The organism is Ruegeria sp. ABV4_181, assembly GCF_056158465.1.
Window position 1 is genome coordinate 2,542,272 of the sequence record NZ_JBSWTI010000002.1, and the last position, 17,174, is coordinate 2,559,445.

General features: G+C 59.2%; 18 protein-coding genes. 8 read left to right on the forward strand and 10 right to left on the reverse strand.

The annotated features are described in order from the left end of the window. Window positions 1–11 precede the first annotated feature (11 nt). From ligA to ACXAC3_RS12600, 3 genes are all read left to right on the forward strand, one after another. Window positions 12–2,138 carry an NAD-dependent DNA ligase LigA gene (gene ligA / locus ACXAC3_RS12590; RefSeq protein ID WP_475160581.1) on the forward strand — a complete coding sequence of 709 codons (2,127 nt, stop codon included), beginning with the start codon at window positions 12–14 and terminating at the stop codon, window positions 2,136–2,138. Then, a complete protein-coding gene (gene recG, locus ACXAC3_RS12595) occupies window positions 2,135–4,225 on the forward strand; it encodes an ATP-dependent DNA helicase RecG (protein ID WP_475160583.1) in 2,091 nt (696 codons plus the stop codon). The genes ligA and recG overlap by 4 nt, the downstream gene beginning before the upstream one ends. 112 nt (window positions 4,226–4,337) lie before the next feature. Beyond that, the gene (locus ACXAC3_RS12600) at window positions 4,338–4,460 is read left to right on the forward strand and encodes a hypothetical protein (RefSeq protein ID WP_475160586.1); all 123 of its coding nucleotides are present in this window, start codon (window positions 4,338–4,340) and stop codon (window positions 4,458–4,460) included. A 183-nt stretch (window positions 4,461–4,643) separates the two neighbouring features. Here the strand turns inward: ACXAC3_RS12600 and ACXAC3_RS12605 are convergent, their stop codons facing one another. After that, window positions 4,644–5,282 (reverse strand): MarC family protein, encoded by a 639-nt coding sequence (locus ACXAC3_RS12605; RefSeq protein ID WP_475160588.1) that lies wholly within the window; start codon window positions 5,280–5,282, stop codon window positions 4,644–4,646. A gap of 60 nt (window positions 5,283–5,342) precedes the next feature. Continuing rightward, on the reverse strand, window positions 5,343–5,795 hold the full coding sequence (locus ACXAC3_RS12610; RefSeq protein ID WP_475160590.1) for an iron-sulfur cluster assembly scaffold protein: 453 nt from the start codon (window positions 5,793–5,795) through the stop codon (window positions 5,343–5,345). Window positions 5,796–5,843: 48 nt separating this feature from the next. On the opposite strand from ACXAC3_RS12610, the gene hisI reads away from it, so the two are divergent. After that, complete coding sequence (gene hisI, locus ACXAC3_RS12615) at window positions 5,844–6,233, forward strand: phosphoribosyl-AMP cyclohydrolase (RefSeq protein ID WP_475160593.1); 390 nt, start codon at window positions 5,844–5,846, stop codon at window positions 6,231–6,233. A gap of 6 nt (window positions 6,234–6,239) precedes the next feature. On the opposite strand, the gene gluQRS is transcribed toward hisI, so the two are convergent. The 4 genes from gluQRS to ACXAC3_RS12635 all read right to left on the reverse strand — a co-directional run bounded on the left by gluQRS (window position 6,240) and on the right by ACXAC3_RS12635 (window position 10,162). Next, entirely contained in the window at window positions 6,240–7,124 is an 885-nt protein-coding gene (gene gluQRS / locus ACXAC3_RS12620; RefSeq protein ID WP_475160595.1) for a tRNA glutamyl-Q(34) synthetase GluQRS, read from the reverse strand. Further along, complete coding sequence (locus tag ACXAC3_RS12625; protein ID WP_475160597.1) at window positions 7,121–7,735, reverse strand: class I SAM-dependent DNA methyltransferase; 615 nt, start codon at window positions 7,733–7,735, stop codon at window positions 7,121–7,123. Before ACXAC3_RS12625 ends, gluQRS begins: the two co-directional genes overlap by 4 nt. Window positions 7,736–7,772: 37 nt before the next feature. After that, complete coding sequence (gene trmFO / locus ACXAC3_RS12630; protein WP_475160599.1) at window positions 7,773–9,113, reverse strand: methylenetetrahydrofolate--tRNA-(uracil(54)-C(5))-methyltransferase (FADH(2)-oxidizing) TrmFO; 1,341 nt, start codon at window positions 9,111–9,113, stop codon at window positions 7,773–7,775. Window positions 9,114–9,376: 263 nt separating this feature from the next. Beyond that, window positions 9,377–10,162: an enoyl-CoA hydratase gene (locus ACXAC3_RS12635; RefSeq protein WP_475160602.1), complete on the reverse strand. Its 786-nt coding sequence runs from the start codon at window positions 10,160–10,162 to the stop codon at window positions 9,377–9,379. Between the two features lie 58 nt (window positions 10,163–10,220). Here ACXAC3_RS12635 and ACXAC3_RS12640 point away from each other — a divergent pair, with 58 nt between their 5' ends. Further along, window positions 10,221–10,664, forward strand: a complete 444-nt coding sequence (locus ACXAC3_RS12640) for a PaaI family thioesterase (RefSeq protein WP_475160605.1) — start codon at window positions 10,221–10,223, stop codon at window positions 10,662–10,664. Between the two features lie 61 nt (window positions 10,665–10,725). Here ACXAC3_RS12640 and ACXAC3_RS12645 read toward each other — a convergent pair whose 3' ends face one another. Beyond that, entirely contained in the window at window positions 10,726–10,953 is a 228-nt protein-coding gene (locus ACXAC3_RS12645) for a DUF1127 domain-containing protein (RefSeq protein ID WP_475160608.1), read from the reverse strand. Between the two features lie 98 nt (window positions 10,954–11,051). Here ACXAC3_RS12645 and ACXAC3_RS12650 point away from each other — a divergent pair, with 98 nt between their 5' ends. Continuing rightward, window positions 11,052–12,455, forward strand: a complete 1,404-nt coding sequence (locus ACXAC3_RS12650; RefSeq protein WP_475160611.1) for an aminotransferase-like domain-containing protein — start codon at window positions 11,052–11,054, stop codon at window positions 12,453–12,455. A 3-nt stretch (window positions 12,456–12,458) separates the two neighbouring features. Here ACXAC3_RS12650 and ACXAC3_RS12655 read toward each other — a convergent pair whose 3' ends face one another. Next, window positions 12,459–12,824: a nuclear transport factor 2 family protein gene (locus tag ACXAC3_RS12655; protein ID WP_475160612.1), complete on the reverse strand. Its 366-nt coding sequence runs from the start codon at window positions 12,822–12,824 to the stop codon at window positions 12,459–12,461. A 247-nt stretch (window positions 12,825–13,071) separates the two neighbouring features. On the opposite strand from ACXAC3_RS12655, the gene rplM reads away from it, so the two are divergent. Together rplM and rpsI are read left to right on the forward strand one after the other, a co-directional pair. Beyond that, window positions 13,072–13,530 carry a 50S ribosomal protein L13 gene (gene rplM, locus ACXAC3_RS12660; protein WP_475160613.1) on the forward strand — a complete coding sequence of 153 codons (459 nt, stop codon included), beginning with the start codon at window positions 13,072–13,074 and terminating at the stop codon, window positions 13,528–13,530. Window positions 13,531–13,536: 6 nt separating this feature from the next. Continuing rightward, window positions 13,537–14,022 carry a 30S ribosomal protein S9 gene (rpsI, locus tag ACXAC3_RS12665; RefSeq protein ID WP_010440030.1) on the forward strand — a complete coding sequence of 162 codons (486 nt, stop codon included), beginning with the start codon at window positions 13,537–13,539 and terminating at the stop codon, window positions 14,020–14,022. 69 nt (window positions 14,023–14,091) lie between these two features. Here the strand turns inward: rpsI and ACXAC3_RS12670 are convergent, their stop codons facing one another. Continuing rightward, window positions 14,092–15,252 (reverse strand): ABC transporter substrate-binding protein, encoded by a 1,161-nt coding sequence (locus tag ACXAC3_RS12670; RefSeq protein ID WP_475160615.1) that lies wholly within the window; start codon window positions 15,250–15,252, stop codon window positions 14,092–14,094. Window positions 15,253–15,282: 30 nt separating this feature from the next. Further along, window positions 15,283–17,169 (reverse strand): AMP-dependent synthetase/ligase, encoded by a 1,887-nt coding sequence (locus ACXAC3_RS12675; protein ID WP_475160617.1) that lies wholly within the window; start codon window positions 17,167–17,169, stop codon window positions 15,283–15,285. Between the last annotated feature and the right edge of the window lie 5 nt (window positions 17,170–17,174).

Here is a 17,174-nt window from a genome sequence, read left to right on the forward strand (position 1 = left end):
AGGGCGAGGCCATGAGCAAACCGATTCCGGTATCAGACCTGACAGAAGACGACGCGCGGACAGAACTGGCGCAGCTTGCGGAGAAGATCACCCGAGCAAACACGCTGTACCATGCCGAAGACTCGCCGGAAATTTCCGACGCGGACTATGATGCGCTCAAGCGCAGAAATGCCGAAATCGAAGAGCGGTTTCCGCATCTGAAACGACCCGACAGCCCCACTGACAAGGTTGGCGCGCGCGCCGCAGAAGGGTTTTCCAAAGTCACGCATGCTGTTCGCATGATGTCTCTTGGCAATGCGTTTGACGATGACGACGTGCGGGACTTTGACCGATCGGTGCGCAAATACCTTGGTATGTCTGACGCAGCGCCGTTGTCTTATACGGCTGAACCCAAGATCGACGGGTTGTCGCTGTCATTGCGCTATGAACGGGGTCGGCTGATTCAGGCGGCAACTCGCGGTGACGGTGAAGTCGGTGAGAACGTGACCGCAAACGCGCTGACAATTTCGGACATTCCACATTACGTCGAAACCGCGCTGGACGTTCTTGAAATACGCGGCGAAGTTTACATGTCACATGACGATTTCGACGCCCTGAACCAGCGTCAACTTGAGGCCGGTGACAAACCTTTTGCCAACCCCAGAAACGCCGCCGCCGGGTCGCTGAGACAGTTGGATTCGGACATCACCCGCGCGCGCCCGCTCAGGTTCTTTGCCTATGCCTGGGGCGAGGTGTCGGATGCACTGGCCGATACCCAGATCGAAGCAATTGAACGGCTTGCGGCTATGGGATTCGCTACCAACCCGCTGACCCGGCTTTGCGAAACTACCGAACAGATGCTGGAGCATTACCGGAGTATCGAGGCCCAGAGATCGACACTGGGTTATGACATCGACGGGGTGGTCTACAAAGTGAACGACCTCGCGCTTCAGGCACGCCTTGGGTTTCGGTCCACAACACCCCGCTGGGCCATCGCCCATAAATTCCCGGCCGAACTGGCCTGGACGCGGCTTGAGGGGATCGACATTCAGGTCGGCCGTACAGGCGCGCTCAGCCCGGTGGCCCGGTTGCATCCCGTTACAGTTGGCGGCGTCGTGGTCTCGAACGCGACGCTGCATAATGAAGATTACATCGCTGGCCTGGACGCCAAGGGCGGCACGATCCGCGATGGAAAGGACATTCGCGTCGGGGACTGGGTACAGGTTTACCGCGCGGGCGACGTGATCCCCAAACTGGCCGATGTCGATATCTCGAAGCGTCCCGAAGATGCTGAGCCCTTCCATTTTCCCGCAACCTGCCCCGAATGCCACAGCGACGCGGTGCGCGAAGAAGGCGACGCCGTCCGCCGCTGCACCGGTGGCCTGATTTGCCCTGCGCAGGCGGTTGAGAAACTGAAGCACTTCGTATCCCGCAAGGCCTTCGACATTGAAGGTCTGGGCGCAAAGCAGATCGAGATGTTCTATGACGACCCCGACCTGCCGATCAGGGAACCAGTCGACATATTCACATTGCAGGACCGCGACACCGCCAATCTGAACAAGCTGGCGAACCGAAAGGGATGGGGGGCGCAGAGCGCGGGAAACCTGTGGGCCGCAATCGAAGAAAAGCGCCGCATTCCGTTCGGACGGCTGCTGTTTGCGCTGGGGATCCGGCATACGGGCGAGGCTGCAGCCAACCTGATCGCCAACCATTATGGAACCTGGTCCGAATTCGAACGCGCCGTGACAGCCGCACAGGGCTTTGAAGGCCCCGAGTGGGACGATTTGCTGGGTATCGACGGGGTGGGCGAGGTCATGGCCCGCGCGCTTGTATCTGCCTTTGCCCAGAGCGCGGAGCGCGCCAGCATTGATGCGCTGGTGGCCCAGTTGGACGTACAGGAGGCCAAGCGCCCGGACACATCAGGCAGCCCCGTGGCGGGCAAGACCGTGGTATTCACCGGCACGCTGGAAAAGATGACCCGCGCCGAGGCCAAGGCCAGGGCCGAAGCATTGGGCGCAAAGGTCTCTGGTTCGGTCAGCAAGAAAACGGACTTTCTGGTCGCAGGCCCGGGCGCGGGTTCAAAGGCCAGGAAAGCGGCCGAACTGGGCATCGAAACGCTTGATGAAGACGGCTGGCTTCAGCTGATCGGAAGCGCATGAGCGGCCGTCCGGAACTTCTGTTTCCGCTGTTTGCCGGTCTGGAAACGCTTGGGGGCGTCGGCCCCAAAACGGCGCAGTTTTTGATGCAGGCCGGAACGGAATCGCCGCGCGATGTGCTGTTCAGTCTGCCCTATGCGGTGATTGACCGCCGCCGTCGCGACACGATCAAGGGCGTGGACCTGCCCGCGACGCTGACGGTCGAGGTGACGATCGGAACTCATAGGCCACCCCGCAACAAGGGCGGCGCCTATCGCGTTCACGTCGAGGATAACCAGGCCGATTTCCAGCTGGTGTTCTTTCACGCTCGCGGCGACTATCTGAAACGGGTGTTGCCGCAGGGATCGCGGCGGGTGATTTCGGGCAAGCTTGAACTGTTCGATGGCATGGCTCAGATGGTTCATCCCGATCACATGCTGCCGCCGGATCAGGCCCGGGACATCCCGGATTTTGAACCGGTCTATCATCTGACACAGGGGGTAACCCAAAAGACGGCATTCAAAGCCGCACGCAGCGCCCTGGAGCGCGCGCCGACTCTGGCTGAATGGATCGATCCCGCGCTGCTTTCGAAACAAGGCTGGCCGGGCTGGATCGCTGCAATATCGGCGGCGCACAACCCGCAAGGGGCAGATGACGTTGACGCACATGCGCCCGCGCGCGAACGTCTGGCCTATGACGAACTGTTTGCACACCAGTTGACCCTTGCGCTCGCACGGCAACGCGAACGCAAGGCCCGAGGCGTTGTGAGCATCGGAACCGGTGCCTTGCAGGCCCGGGTTCTGGCAAGCTTGCCATACCAGCCGACCGGCGCACAGAGGCGCGCCATCGACGAAATAGCTGCCGACATGGCATCGGAATCGCGGACGAACCGATTGCTTCAGGGCGATGTGGGCGCGGGAAAGACACTGGTCGCCTTTATGGCCTTGCTGATCGCGGTTGAGGCGGGCGGGCAGGGCGTCATGATGGCACCCACCGAGATTCTTGCCCGGCAACATCTGGAAGGGCTACGCCCGCTGGCCGAAGAAGCCGGGGTAGTTCTTGAGATCCTGACCGGCCGCGATAAAGGGGCAGAGCGGCGCGCAAAGCTTGCGGCGCTGAAGAACGGGGACATTCAGATCCTGGTCGGCACCCATGCTGTGTTCCAAAGCGATGTGGAATTCAACGCGCTTCGTCTGGCGATTGTTGACGAACAGCACCGGTTCGGCGTTCGGCAACGTATGGAACTGTCGGAAAAAGGGCAGGGGGCGGACGTGTTGGTTATGACCGCCACGCCGATTCCGCGCAGCCTTGCGCTGGCGCAATATGGCGACATGGACGTGTCTGTGCTGGACGAAAAACCGCCGGGTCGAAAGCCTGTCAAAACAGCCATCATCAGCACCGAGCGTATGGATGAGGTCGTTGCCCATCTGCGCCGTGCGATTGATGAAGGCAGGCAGTGTTACTGGGTATGTCCGCTGGTTGACGAGTCCGAGGTATCAGATCTGACCGCTGCAGAGGAAAGGTTCAAACGCCTGCGCGCGAAATTGGGTGACGGGGCAGTCGGGCTGGTCCACGGTCAGATGCCCGCATCCGACAAAGACGCTGCGATGAAGGCGTTTCAGGACGGGCAAACAAAAGTTCTGGTCGCAACAACCGTCATCGAGGTCGGCGTCAACGTCCCCAACGCGTCCATCATGGTCATCGAACGGGCCGAGATCTTTGGACTGGCACAGTTGCACCAGCTCAGAGGTCGCGTTGGCCGGGGCGAGGCAGAGTCGACCTGCCTGCTGATGTATCAACCCCCGCTCAGCGAAGGCGGGCGCAAACGTCTGGAAGTTCTGCGCGAAACCGAGGACGGCTTTCGTATTTCCGAAACCGATTTGCAGATGCGCGGCGCGGGGGATCTGATCGGTACGGCGCAATCGGGTTTGCCGAAATTCCGGATTGCGGACCTTGAAAGGCAAGCCGGTTTGATGGCCGTCGCCCAATCCGACGCACGCGCCTTGCTGGGCGCGGACCCAAAACTGAGTTCTGAGCGGGGGCAGGCAGCACGTGTTCTGTTGTGGCTGATGAAACAGGATCGGGCAATTCGTTTGATTTCAGTAGGTTAGGGAGTTCGTTCCGATAAGTTCACAAATGTTCTCAAAAAGTTCTTTACCGACTCGGCAAAATATGAGAACAAAAGGTCAACAAAGGATTAAAACCCTGACCGGAGGTGAGACCATGCTGACCCAGATCAAGACAGCCCTGAGCCGTTCGCAAGCGACGCTTTTGCAGGATGCCGCAGGTGCCGTTTCTCTGGTGGTTATGCTGATGGTCGCCCTTCACCTGCCCGGAGCGTTCTGACCCTTTCTGCCTGCGATCTCGTGCCGATCATACCGCGCTGTCATCCCCATTTCAGTCAAGGGTGACCTGCCTGTCCCAATTCCCTTGAGGGGCCTGCCTCGGCCCCGTGCGGCAATCCGGACCCCACGCGAGAAACGCATAACCTGCCGCCGCCCTTTCCGCCCGGAAGGCGCGGCGGTTTTTTTACAGCTGCCCGGTTTTCATGATCTCAAGAATTGCCGACAGCACCGAATTCACCGCGACCGAGGCCAGGATCATGCCCATCACGCGGCTGATGATGGCCGCCCCGGAATGCCCGATTAGCCGTATGATCGGCTCGGCCAGCAGCATCAGCACAAACGCAATCGCCACAACGGACAACATGACAAGGGCTGTGATGCCCTGATCGGCCGCGCTGAACCGGTTGTTGTCGGTCAGGATAACAATGGCCAGCATCGCACCGGGCGAGGCCAGCGACGGCACCGCCAGCGGAAAGATCGCCGGGTTGTGCTTATGCAGCTTGTCTTCCTGATCGTCCTCGGCGGCGCGCTGTTCCACATCCTGTTTGCTTTCGCCAAAAATCATGGTCAGGGCAAACAGGAACAGGATAATCCCCCCGGCCACCTGAAATGAGTTCAACCCGATATCCAGCGCCTCGATCAGCAGTTGACCGAACACGAGGAAGAACAGCAGGACACCGGCGCTGATCACCGAAGCCAGCAGCGCCGTCCGCCGACGCGCGGCAATCTCCATCCCTGCGGTCACGGCGATAAAAACCGGAATTGTGCCGATGGGGTCAATAACGACCCACAAAGTTACGAAATGCTCCAGCAAATTGTTCAAACCAATCCCTCCCCCAAAATTTCAGCAGAGGTTAGACGGGTTTGCGTAAAAACGCCACGTTCAGGCGCAATGCGCCTGTTCGGCTTGTTCCATGGCTTCGGCGGCGGCATCCAGCGCCAGCAGAATCGACGCGTGGCGATTCTTGTAGTCCCGCGCGGGGATCAGAACCTCCAGCCCGTCAAACGGTGCGTCCGGCGCGGGACCGTCCTGTTTCAGCATGGCAGACAGCTGATCGCGCGCGGTTTCGACCTGGGCCCGGTCGGCCCCGATGATCGCACGCCCGACAACCGAGGCAGAAGCCTGACCCAGAGCGCAGGCTTTGACGTCCTGACCATAATCCGAAACCTTGCCATCGCGCAGCTTCACATCCACGGTCACGGTCGAACCGCACAAGGGCGAACGCTTTTTTACGGTCGCATCGGGCCCATCAAGCCGATCCAGATGCGGAATATCCGCCGCAAGCGCCAGAATACGGCCCGAATACAGCTTAATCAGATCGTTCTCGCCCGACATGGCTTTCCCTCGTTGTCTGTTCCCCATACATAGTGAGCATCCACCGGGATGCAAAAGGTTTTTGCCATGTCTGACACGATCGCGTTCGACCCGACGCGCCTGCGATTTAACGATGCCGGGCTGATCCCGGCCATAGCTCAGGACGAGGGGACCGGAGAGGTTTTGATGATGGCCTGGATGAATGTCCAAGCCATTGAACGCACGCTGGAAACCGGGCGCGTCACTTATTGGTCCCGCTCGCGGCAGGCATTCTGGATCAAGGGCGAAAGCTCGGGCCATGTTCAGGAACTTGTGGATTTTCGCGTCGACTGTGACCGCGATTGCCTGCTGATCCTGGTACGTCAGACCGGACCGGCCTGCCACACCAACCGGCGCAGTTGTTTCTACACGGCCGTTCGCGAGGGTGCCGAGGTTGAACTGATGTCGCCGATGGAATAGCGCGGATTACAACCCGACCATGGCCCTGACTTCCACGGGTGTCAGGCCATCCTGACGGTATTTCGCGATGGCCCGCGCATCGTCCCGTTTCGCCAGACGTTTGCCGGCCTCATCGCGGATCAGCCTGTGATGATGATAGATCGGTGTCGGCAATCCCAGCAAGCTTTGCAGCACCACATGGATGCGCGTTGCGTCAAACAAGTCCTGCCCGCGTATGGCATGTGTTATGCCCTGCGCGGCGTCGTCCAGCACCACAGACAAGTGATATGACGTGCCCATATCGCGGCGGGACAGGACCACGTCACCGATGGTCCGAGTGCATTCCCTGTCTGAAAAGCGCACCAGCCCCGTTTCGCCATTTGGCCCTTCACCGGTTTCCCTGAAACTATCCCTTTTGTCCGGACCAGCAACAACGCGCATTGCCGCCGCCATATTCAGCCTCAGCGGAATGTCATCAGGCCGGGGGCCCATATCATCGGGAATCGGATGCCGGTCCGGCCGGCACGTGCCCGGATAGACAATGCCGTCCGGTCCAAGCAGCGGTGCGCCTTCCTGCGGTGCGCTGGCCGCCGCGGCGATGTCCTTTCGGTTGCACGTGCAGGGATAGAGCAGGCCGCGCGCCCATAGCGTGTCCAGCGCTTCTTCGTAAATCGCCAACCTGTCGAACTGACGCATAACGGGCTCTGGCCATCTCAGGCCAAGCCACTGCAGGTCATCATAAATCTGCTCTTCCCAGTGGCTGCGCGATCGCGACCGGTCGATATCTTCGATCCGTAGCAGGAATTGTCCGTTCTTTGCGACGGAAAGATCATGGGCAAGCATTGCGGAATACGCGTGCCCCAGATGCAGCGGACCAGTGGGCGAAGGCGCAAATCTGGTTTTAAATGTCACGCTTTTTCAACGATATATACGTCAGACTTAAGGTCCATCCCAGGCAGATGAGGCCCGTATTCGCGAAACAGCAAACGCGCAGCCCCCATGTCCAACCAGTCATTCAGACGACAAGTGTAGGACACATCTTCAAGCGTATGATCATTAAAGGAAAAACCCAGCAGCCCGCCTTTGGGCAGGGCTTGCATCAAAAGGTCAAACACCTGCGGCGGTGCGGCGCCCGCGCCGATGACGCCGATAGCAGTGATCGCTTTGTAAGCGCCTTGTTCCAGAGGGTCGGGATCGGTGATGTCAAACGTTGAAAGCTTGCGATAAACCTCTTTGGCCGCAGCACCTTCCAGCATTTTCGGCGTCGGGTCGATTCCGTCAATCACCTGAAATCCCGCCGCGTGCAGCGCCACGCCGGAAAGTCCTGTGCCACATCCATAATCCAGAACCGGCGTCTGCGCCTCCGGCATTTTGGACCACAGCGCCTCGGCAACCCGGCCGGGGGTGGCGTAACCATGCGCGCCGACCTCAGCATCGTAGGAGGAGGCCCATTTCTGATAATGCGCGCGGGTCGCTTGCGGGGTGTCCAGATCGTAGACGTCTTTGAGGTACTTGTCGCTCATGCCACGATGTTATGCCGCGGCGCACCTGCACGTCCAGTCAGCAATGGTTCAGCCAGTCGGTCCATTCAGCCTTGGCCCGGTCCGTATACGCCTTGTAACGATCCTTGCGACCGCGTCGCCCACCCTTGAGGCCATCAACGGGCCGGAACAGGCCGAAATTGACGTTCATTGGCTGGAACGTCTTGGCCTCGGCCCCGCCGGTAATGTGATGGATCAAGGCCCCCATGGCGCTGTCCTGCGGAATTTCGGGCAGGGTTTGCCCCAAAATCTCGGCCGCCGCCAGACGACCTGCCAGCAGACCCATTGCAGCACTTTCGACATAACCCTCAACACCGGTGATCTGCCCGGCAAAGCGGATATGCGGCTTGGACTTCAACCGCATCTGCGAATCCAGCAGCGTGGGCGAGTTGATGAACGTATTGCGATGAATGCCGCCCAACCGGGCGAACCCGGCGTTTTCCAGACCGGGGATCATGCGGAACACCTCGGTCTGAGCGCCGTATTTCATCTTGGTCTGAAAGCCCACGATATTGAACAGAGTGCCCAGAGCATTGTCCCGCCGCAATTGCACGACTGCATGCGGTTTGACGTCCGGCTGATGTGGGTTGGTCAGACCGACCGGCTTCATCGGACCATGGCGAAGGGTCTCGCGCCCGCGTTCCGACATCACCTCGATCGGCAGGCAGCCGTCGAAATACCCCGCTGTTTCGCCCTCGTGAAATTCGGTTTTGTCGGCCGCCAACAGGGCATCAATGAACGCCTCGTACTGGTCGCGATCCATCGGGCAATTGAGATAGGCAGTACGCTCTTCCTCGGTTTCACCCTTGTCATAGCGCGACTGCATCCAGGCTTTGCTCATGTCGATGCTGTCGGCATAGACAATCGGCGCGATCGCGTCGAAAAACGCCAGCGATTCCGCGCCGGTTTCCGTGCGGATGGCATCCCCCAATGCGGCAGAGGTCAGCGGACCGGTCGCAAAAATCCAGTGGCCCTGGTTGGGCAGGGTGGTGACCTCTTCACCGGTCACTTCGATCTTGGGATGGGCGTGCAGTTTGGCTGTGACGGCCTCGGCAAACGGGTCGCGGTCCACGGCCAGCGCACCGCCTGCGGGCAGCCTGTGGGCGTCGGCGGTTGTCATGATCAGGCCATTGGCGGCGCGCATTTCCCAATGCAGCAGGCCCACCGCGTTCTGTTCATCGTCATCCGACCGGAATGAATTCGAACATACCATCTCGGCCAGATTGCCGGTCTGGTGCGCAAAAGTGCCCACTTTGGGCCGCATTTCGTGGATCACCACGTTCACGCCCATTTCCGCCGCCTGCCAGGCCGCCTCGGACCCGGCCATGCCGCCGCCCACAATATGCAATGTCTGTGTCATGCGCTGCCACATAGGGCACAACACAGCCCAACGCAACCGAACACGGCGACAACGGCAAAGGTCAATATTTCAGGGAAGATCTTGGGGTCGCCGCTGCGGGGATGTCGGCGCCGGTGAGAGAAACCAGCTTGGAGGGACCTTCCGCCCACGACGACCCAAAAGTGTATCCAGGGCCTCAGCCCTGACCCAGCTTTGCCACAGTGTCGCCCTTTTGAAAAGTGCAAAAATGAGAACAGTGGGGAAAAATGTCCGTTACAATCGCCTCATTGGTGCCAATTTGGCGGTCTTTTTTCGATAAATGCAGATATCCCTTCTTCGGTGTCACGGTGCAGCATATTCTGCGCCATTACCTCGCCGGTATAGTCATAGGCTTGATCTATCGGCATCTCCATCTGCTGATAGAACGCCTGTTTCCCGATCTTCACGGCAGATCCCAGCTTGGACGCCAACTGCTCGGCCAGTGACGTGGTTTCATGCTCCAGCAGCATTTCCGGAACGACCCGGTTGATAAGGCCCAGTTCGGCGGCTTTTTCCGCGGTGATGAAATCTCCGGTCGTGAGCATCTCAAACGCTTGTTTGCGGGGGATGTTCCGGCTGAGCGCCACCATCGGCGTCGAGCAGAAAAGGCCGATATTCACGCCGTTGACGCCAAATCGCGTGCCCTCGGCGGCCACGGCCAGATCACAGGTCGCAACCAGCTGGCACCCGGCCGCCGTCGCGATTCCGTGCACCTCGGCAATCACTGGCTGGGGCAGGGACCGAATTGACAGCATCATCCGGGCGCAGCGAGCAAAAAGGTCCTGAAAATAGGCTTTGCCGCCGTCCTCGGACTGACGTCCCGCGGTCATCTGTTTCAGATCATGACCGGCGCAAAATGCCTTTCCCTCGCCGGACAGAACCACCGCCCGGATCGAGTCATCCCCGTCGAGCGCATCGAATTCGGCCTGAAGGGCCGCCAGCATCTCATCGCTCAGGGCATTCAGACGCTCGGGCGTGTTCATTTTCAGCCGCGCGACCGCGCCTGTGTCGCTACGTTCCAGAATTGCCATCTTGCCCTCCGATATGATGTCGGGCCAACTCTAGGTCGGCAAATCGAGGAGGGGAAGTATGTCATTGGCGATGAACCGGGAACAACTGACGGATTACCTGAAACAAGTCTTTCCGCAGGTGCATCGGGATTTTGTTGTCGAGGCGTTGGACGAAACCTCAATCACCGTGCGCCTGGTCGTGGAAGACAGGCATCTGCGACCGGGCGGAACCGTGTCCGGACCGTCGATGTTCGGGCTGGCGGATGTAAGCGTCTATGCCATGATTCTTGCGCTGCGGGGGCAGCAGTCGCTAGCTGTGACGACAGGATGCTCGATGGACTTCATGCGAAAGCCGAACGGTGGCAAGGACATCATTGCGCGGTGCACGCTGCTGAAGCTTGGGAAATCCCTGGCTGTCGGCGATGTTTTGATGTTTTCGGAAGGGTCGGACAAACCCGTGGCGCGCGCGACGATGACTTATTCCCTTCCCCCCGAAGGCTCGGCCGCAGCCGCGTTTGGATAAAAAAAATGGCCGGGTGTGAACCCGGCCAGGGAAGAGGTCCCGAAATGGGACTGGGGATTAATTAGTACTGCCAGAACCGGCGGTCGGCTTCCCGGTTGGCCTGATAGCGGGTCAGACCGACATCCTGCAAAAGCCTGTCATCCAGTTTCGACAGGTTGATGCGGCTGCGACGGCGACGCTCCCACTGTGTGACAGTCGCCGCAAACCGCACGGCCAGCGCGGCGATAAGCGGCAGCCGGGGGCTGTCGTTCAGCAGCATGAGGGCGGGGTTGTGCATTGCGCGTGTCATTTGGGTATCCTTTCAAATTGTATTGACACAAACGTAATATGTTCGGTATGTGTGCTTGATACATTCAGGATTGTGTCGAAATCAAAGGAAGAATTGTAATGGATACAATTTGGCCGGAGGCGTTGCCGAAATCGAAAGGTCCCAAGTATACACTGGTGGCCGACACAATCCGAAAAGCGATTGATAACAAGATGCTGGAGGTCGGAACAAAGCTGCCTCCGGTCCGTGAACTTGCGTATCGGTTACAAATCACGCCGGGAACCGTCGCCCGGGCCTATACGATTCTGACCGAAGAGGGTCTGCTGCTGGCCGAGGTCGGACGTGGTACATTTGTGGCGCCCCCGAAGTCTCCGATACTGGATGATGTCTGGGCAAGGCAGCTTCACCTTCGCGATGACAAATACAATGCCAATGTCAGCCTGTTCAGCCCACGACTGGCAGATGTCGGGCAGGTCGCGCTGATCCGTGAATGCCTTCAGAAGGTGGCCCAGTCCGATCCTGGCCTGTTCCTGAATTACCCGACGCGCGATGCCTATAAGCCGATGCGTCTGTCCGTGGTCGACTGGCTTTCCGATCTGCCGCTGGGCCCGCTGTCGCATGACGATATTGTGCTGACACATGGCGGGCAAAACGGGCTGTGCCTGGTGTTTCAAACCATTCTGCGCGGTGCCAAGCCGGTCGTTCTGGTCGAAGACCTGTCTTACGCCGGTTTCCGCAGGGCCGGGGAGCTGATGCGCGCCGACGTGATAGGCGTAAAGATGGACAAATGGGGCGTCGACCCAGGCGCGATGGAGCATGTGTTGCGCCAAACCCCAGCACAGGCGATCTGTGTTTCACCCGAAGTTCAGAACCCGACCGGGTCGCACACGCCGCTGGAACGCCGCAAGGAAGTGGTCGAGGTTGCCCGCCGCTATGACGTCCAGATCATCGAGGACGACTGCTATCGCATGGGCGACGCGCGCGAGCCCAGCTATCGTGCTTTGGCACCCGAGCGGGGCTGGCATGTGTCTTCGATCTCAAAAACTCTGACACCGGCGCTGCGTGTTGGATTTGCCATCGCGCCACGGGAAAGAAGCGTGGAGCTGCGACGATCCGCCGAATACGGGTATTTCGGGCTGGCGCAACCGCTCGCGGAACTGACGCGGCTGTTGCTGTCCGATCCGAGAACGCGTCAGGTGGCCCGCGATGTCCGGGTGCGGATGGGCGAGTATGTCCGCGTTGCGGTCAACGCATTGGGCGGATTCGACCTCAACTGGGCACCCGATGTGCCGTTTGTCTGGCTGAACCTTCCGTCAGGCTGGCGCGCCGCAGCCTTCAGCCGAGCCGCTGAGCGGGAAGGGATACAACTCCGCTCAGCCGACGAGTTTGCCTTGCGGGACGGGCGGGCACCCAACGCCGTACGCATCGCGATGAACGGACATGTGTCGCTGGAGAGGTTCGAGGACGCGATGCAACGGTTAAGGGCATTGCTGGACAATCCGCCCGAACAGATCAGCGTCTGAAGTTCAGGTCAGCGGATCTGGATCACCAAAGAAACCGGCCAGATGCACAATCTGACCCTGCGCATCCAGTTTGATAAAGTCGTGACCTTTGACCATGATCGCCCCATCCGGTGCAACCATATGCCAGGTAAAGTGAACGACGTCGTGGTGTGCGGCAGGCTGGCTGGTGATATCAACGCGGCCGTTCGTGTCCTGCAGAACCCCGCCGATATGCGCGTTCAGATGCTCCCGGCCGGAAACCTCCCCGGTTGGGTCGACATATCGGCCATTTTCCGAAAAGCACCGCGTCAGCAGCGCAAGCCGCTTGTCCGCGTCGGTTTCCTGCCACGCTGCGCCATAGTCGGCGATCACCCGGTTCAGTTCCTGCATGCGTCCCTCCGTTAGCCTATGTTATGCCGCCTGCGCCTGATAATAGCAGAGGGCGGTCCAATGCGGGCTATTTACCCGCAAGACAATGGGGTAAAATAATACCTATTTTGTAACTGTTTGTTTTTGCTTTCTTTTTATAAGATTACGTCGCTTGACGCGGCACTTGGGTATGTCTAGATACGCAACCATCGAATTCGGGCCGCTCCGCCGTGGGGCGGTCTTTCACATCAAACAGGACTATCCTGCCATGAAAACCTTTTCTGCAACTCCTGCAGACATCGACAAGAAGTGGATCCTGATCGACGCCGAGGGCGTTGTTCTGGGCCGTCTTGCCTCGATCGTCGCCATGCGCCTGCGTGGCAAGCACAAAGCGTCGTTCACTCCGAACATGGACATGGGCGACAACGTCATCGTGATCAACGCTGACAAAATCCAGATGACCGGCAAGAAGCGCGAAGAAAACTTCTACTGGCACACGGGCCACCCGGGCGGCATCAAGTCGCGCACCAAGCAGCAGATCCTGGAAGGTGCACACCCCGAGCGCGTCGTGACCCAGGCGGTCAAGCGCATGCTGCCGGGCAACCGTCTGGCGCGTCAGCAGATGACCAACCTGCGCGTTTACGCCGGTGCCGTGCATCCCCACGAGGCGCAAGCGCCCGAAGTTCTGGACGTGAAGTCCATGAACAAGAAAAACACCCGGAGCTAATGACCGATGGCTGATCAGATCAATACTCTCGAAGAGCTGAGCGCCGTCGCAGGCGTTGAAACCGTGGCCGAAGAAGTCATCGTGCGTGAACCCGTACGTGACGAGCTGGGCCGCTCCTACGCCACCGGCAAGCGTAAAGACGCTGTTGCCCGCGTTTGGATCAAGCCGGGCTCCGGCAAGGTCACCGTGAACGGCAAGGACCAGGACAAGTATTTCGCGCGTCCCGTTCTGCAGCTGATCCTGCGCCAGCCGTTCCAGGTTGCCGGTGTTGAAGGTGAATTCGACGTTGTCGCAACCGTCAAAGGCGGTGGCCTGACCGGTCAGGCCGGTGCGGTCAAGCACGGCATCTCGAAAGCCCTGCAGCTGTACGATCCCAACCTGCGTGGTGCCCTGAAAGCCGCAGGCTTCCTGACCCGCGACAGCCGCGTTGTGGAACGTAAGAAATACGGTAAGCGCAAAGCGCGTCGTTCGTTCCAGTTCTCGAAGCGTTAATCGCTGCGGACTACGAATATCAAAGGGCTCGCATCCGCGAGCCCTTTTTCTTTGGGGTTGTGCCCGGGATTATTCTTCGTAGACCAGTTTCCACGCGCCGTTTTCGACCACGTTGACAAAAACGGTATCCGCCCCCTGATGGTCATCCGGCCCATAAGTGATGTGGTTACCAACCAATTCATCGGTATAGTCCAGCGATTCCATTGCAGCGATGAAACTGTCATGGGTCAGGTCGGGGCCCGCGGCCTCCAGCGCTTTGACCATCATCTCGGCGGCCGAATATCCCAGCATCGAAAATCCGACCGGGTCTTCTCCGGTGGCTGCCTTGTACTCATCGATGAATGCGGCGGGAACGGGGTCTTCGGCCCGGGCCCACAGATCCTGCCACGAGGCCGCCGCATAAAATCCGTCGGTTACTCCGCCGGGAACCTGCGCCACAACCGTCAGGAAGCTGGCCGAGGTGCCCAGGAACTTCATGTCCTCAAGTCCCATTTTCTTGGCCGTCCCGACAACGGTGATCGCCTGCCGCACACCCAAGGCCATCGTGACGATGTCACAGCCTTCTTCCCTGAGTTTGCTGAGCGATCCGACAAAATCCGTTTCATCCGGTTTGTGCGTGGTCTCGGTGACAAAGGCGATACCGGCCTCTTCTGCACCGGCCTTGCTGCCTTCCAGAATTTCTTCGCCAAAATCCGTCGGCAGGTACATGGTGCAGACGGCCTGAGACCCGAACTGACCGGCCAGATACTTCACCCCGACACGGCTTTGATCGAAATAGGTCGAGAAGGAGGTGAATTTGTTTTTCATCGGCTCCTGCAGCATTTGCCGGGCCGCAGTCAGAGGGGCCACATTGGGAATGCCTTTGGGATCCAGCAGCTTGAACCCGGCCAGGTTCATCGGCGTGCCCAGTGATTGCAGCATCGCAAACACCTTGTCGCGGTTTAGCAGCTTGTTATAGCCCTGCATCGCGCGTGGCATCTGATAGCCGTTGTCTTCGACCACAAAACGTATCTTGCGACCGTGCACGCCCCCTTCGGCATTGACGCGGTCAAAGACGACATTCGCCCCTTTGGTGGCGGGGACGCCGACCGCGGCGAAAATACCGCTCAGATCATTGACCGAGCCGATGACGATTTCATCATCCGTTACGCCCTGAGTTTGTGCACCGGCGATCGTGCCCGATGCCACCAAAGCGGTGGCCGCAGCCAGCCGTTTGATCACGTTCCTCATGAGTTCTCCTCCCTTTGGGTAATCCCTTTTCTATTTGTACATGTCTTCAATAAGATGTCCGTGTTTCTTTTCCACGAAGCTGCGCTTTAGTTTCATCGTCGCCGTAAGCTCGTCGTCATCAGCGGTAAGCAAGACGTCGATCAGGCGGAAGTCTTTGATCTGCTCGACGCGCGCGAAGTCGTTGTTGACGGCAGCGACCTCGGAGCCGATCAGGTCACGCACTTCGGGGGCCGCGCAAAGTGAGGCGAAATTCGAGAACGGGGTTTTTCGATCCTGCGCATATTTCTCGACGCTTTCCTGATCGATCATGATCAGGGCGGTCAGGTATTTGCGCTTGTCGCCGATGATGACCGCGTCCGAGATGTACTGGCTGAATTTCAGCCTGCTTTCGATCTCGGAAGGGGTGATGTTCTTGCCGCCGGCCGTGATGATGACGTCCTTCATACGGCCGGTGATGGTGATATAGCCCAGGCTGTCGATCTCACCCATATCTCCGGTTCGCAGCCAGCCATCGGCGGTAAAGGTCTCGGCCGTTTTTGCGTTGTTGCGCCAATAGCCCTGAAAGACGTTCAATCCCTTAAGCTGAATTTCACCGTCGTCCGAGATGCGAATGTCATTGCCCGGCACCGCGCGCCCGATGGTGCCGACCCTGTTGTCTTCGACCGTGTTTACCGTTGCGAGCCCGGCCGTTTCCGTCATCCCGAACCCTTCGACCAGCGGAACACCAATGGCCCAGTACCATTTCAGCAATTCGGTCGAGATGGGCGCCGCACCGGTTCCGCCCCGGCGCAACTTGTCCATGCCGAGCATCCGGCGCAGATTGCGCAGAACCAGCCTGTCCCACAGCCAGAACTGCGCGGCGACTGCTGCCGGAACGGGCTTGCCCGCCAGAAGGTATTCGGCCCGCGCAAAACCGGCCTTCAGCGCCATCGCATAAGCCGCGCGCCCGGCGGGTGTGGCATCCTGCGCCATGATCTGAACATGGGCATAGATTTTCTCCCACACGCGCGGAACGGCGGTGAACGTGGTAGGCGAAACCTCTTGCAGATTGGCGAACACGGTCTCGGGGCTTTCGGCAAAATTCACCACGCATTTGGCGGCCAGCGGGAAATAGACCGAAACGTCACGCTCCAGAATATGGCAGAGTGGCAGGAAACACAGTTGCTCGTCGCTTTCCACCGATGGCAGCGCGTGGGCGCCGGCCTCGATCGCCGCCAGGATGTTCTCGTGGCTGAGCATCGCGCCTTTGGGCTGGCCGGTCGTGCCAGAGGTATAGACCAGCAGCGCCGTGTCCTGGGGCGAGGCCAAGGCGATTTCCGCGTCGAACCGGTCCGGCTCCGCCGCTTCGGCCTGACGCCCCAGCGCATACAGTTCGTCAATCATCATGCAGCGCGGATGGTTCAGGTCGTGCAGACCTTCGTCTTCCAGAATGATGACATTCAGCAGACCGGGCACTTCGGCGTCGATCTCAAGAAACTTGTCCAGATGCTCTTCGTTTTCGACGATCAGAAAACGGCTGTCGCTGTCATTTACAAGGTATTTCAACTGGTTGGCGGAATTGGTTGTGTAAACGCCCGAAGCGATTCCACCGACGCCCTGAATGCCCATGTCAAGCCATGCCCATTCCTTGCGGTCTTCGGACAGGATCGAAACTACCTCGCCCCGCTGCAATCCCAGTTTACGCAATGCCAGCCCGATCCATTTGGCATGCTGCCAGTAATCGGACCAGGAATACGATTTCCAGATACCAAAATCTTTTTCGCGGTGGGCGGTGCGATCCTTCAGATCCAGACAGCGTTTCTGAAACAGCTGGCAGATGGTCGTGCATTCATCGACCAGAACCGGGCGCTGACCGGGGGTCGCGTTGAAGCTGATGCCGTTGATTGTGGTTTGTGGGGGCAGGGTGCTGATGTTCATCTGTG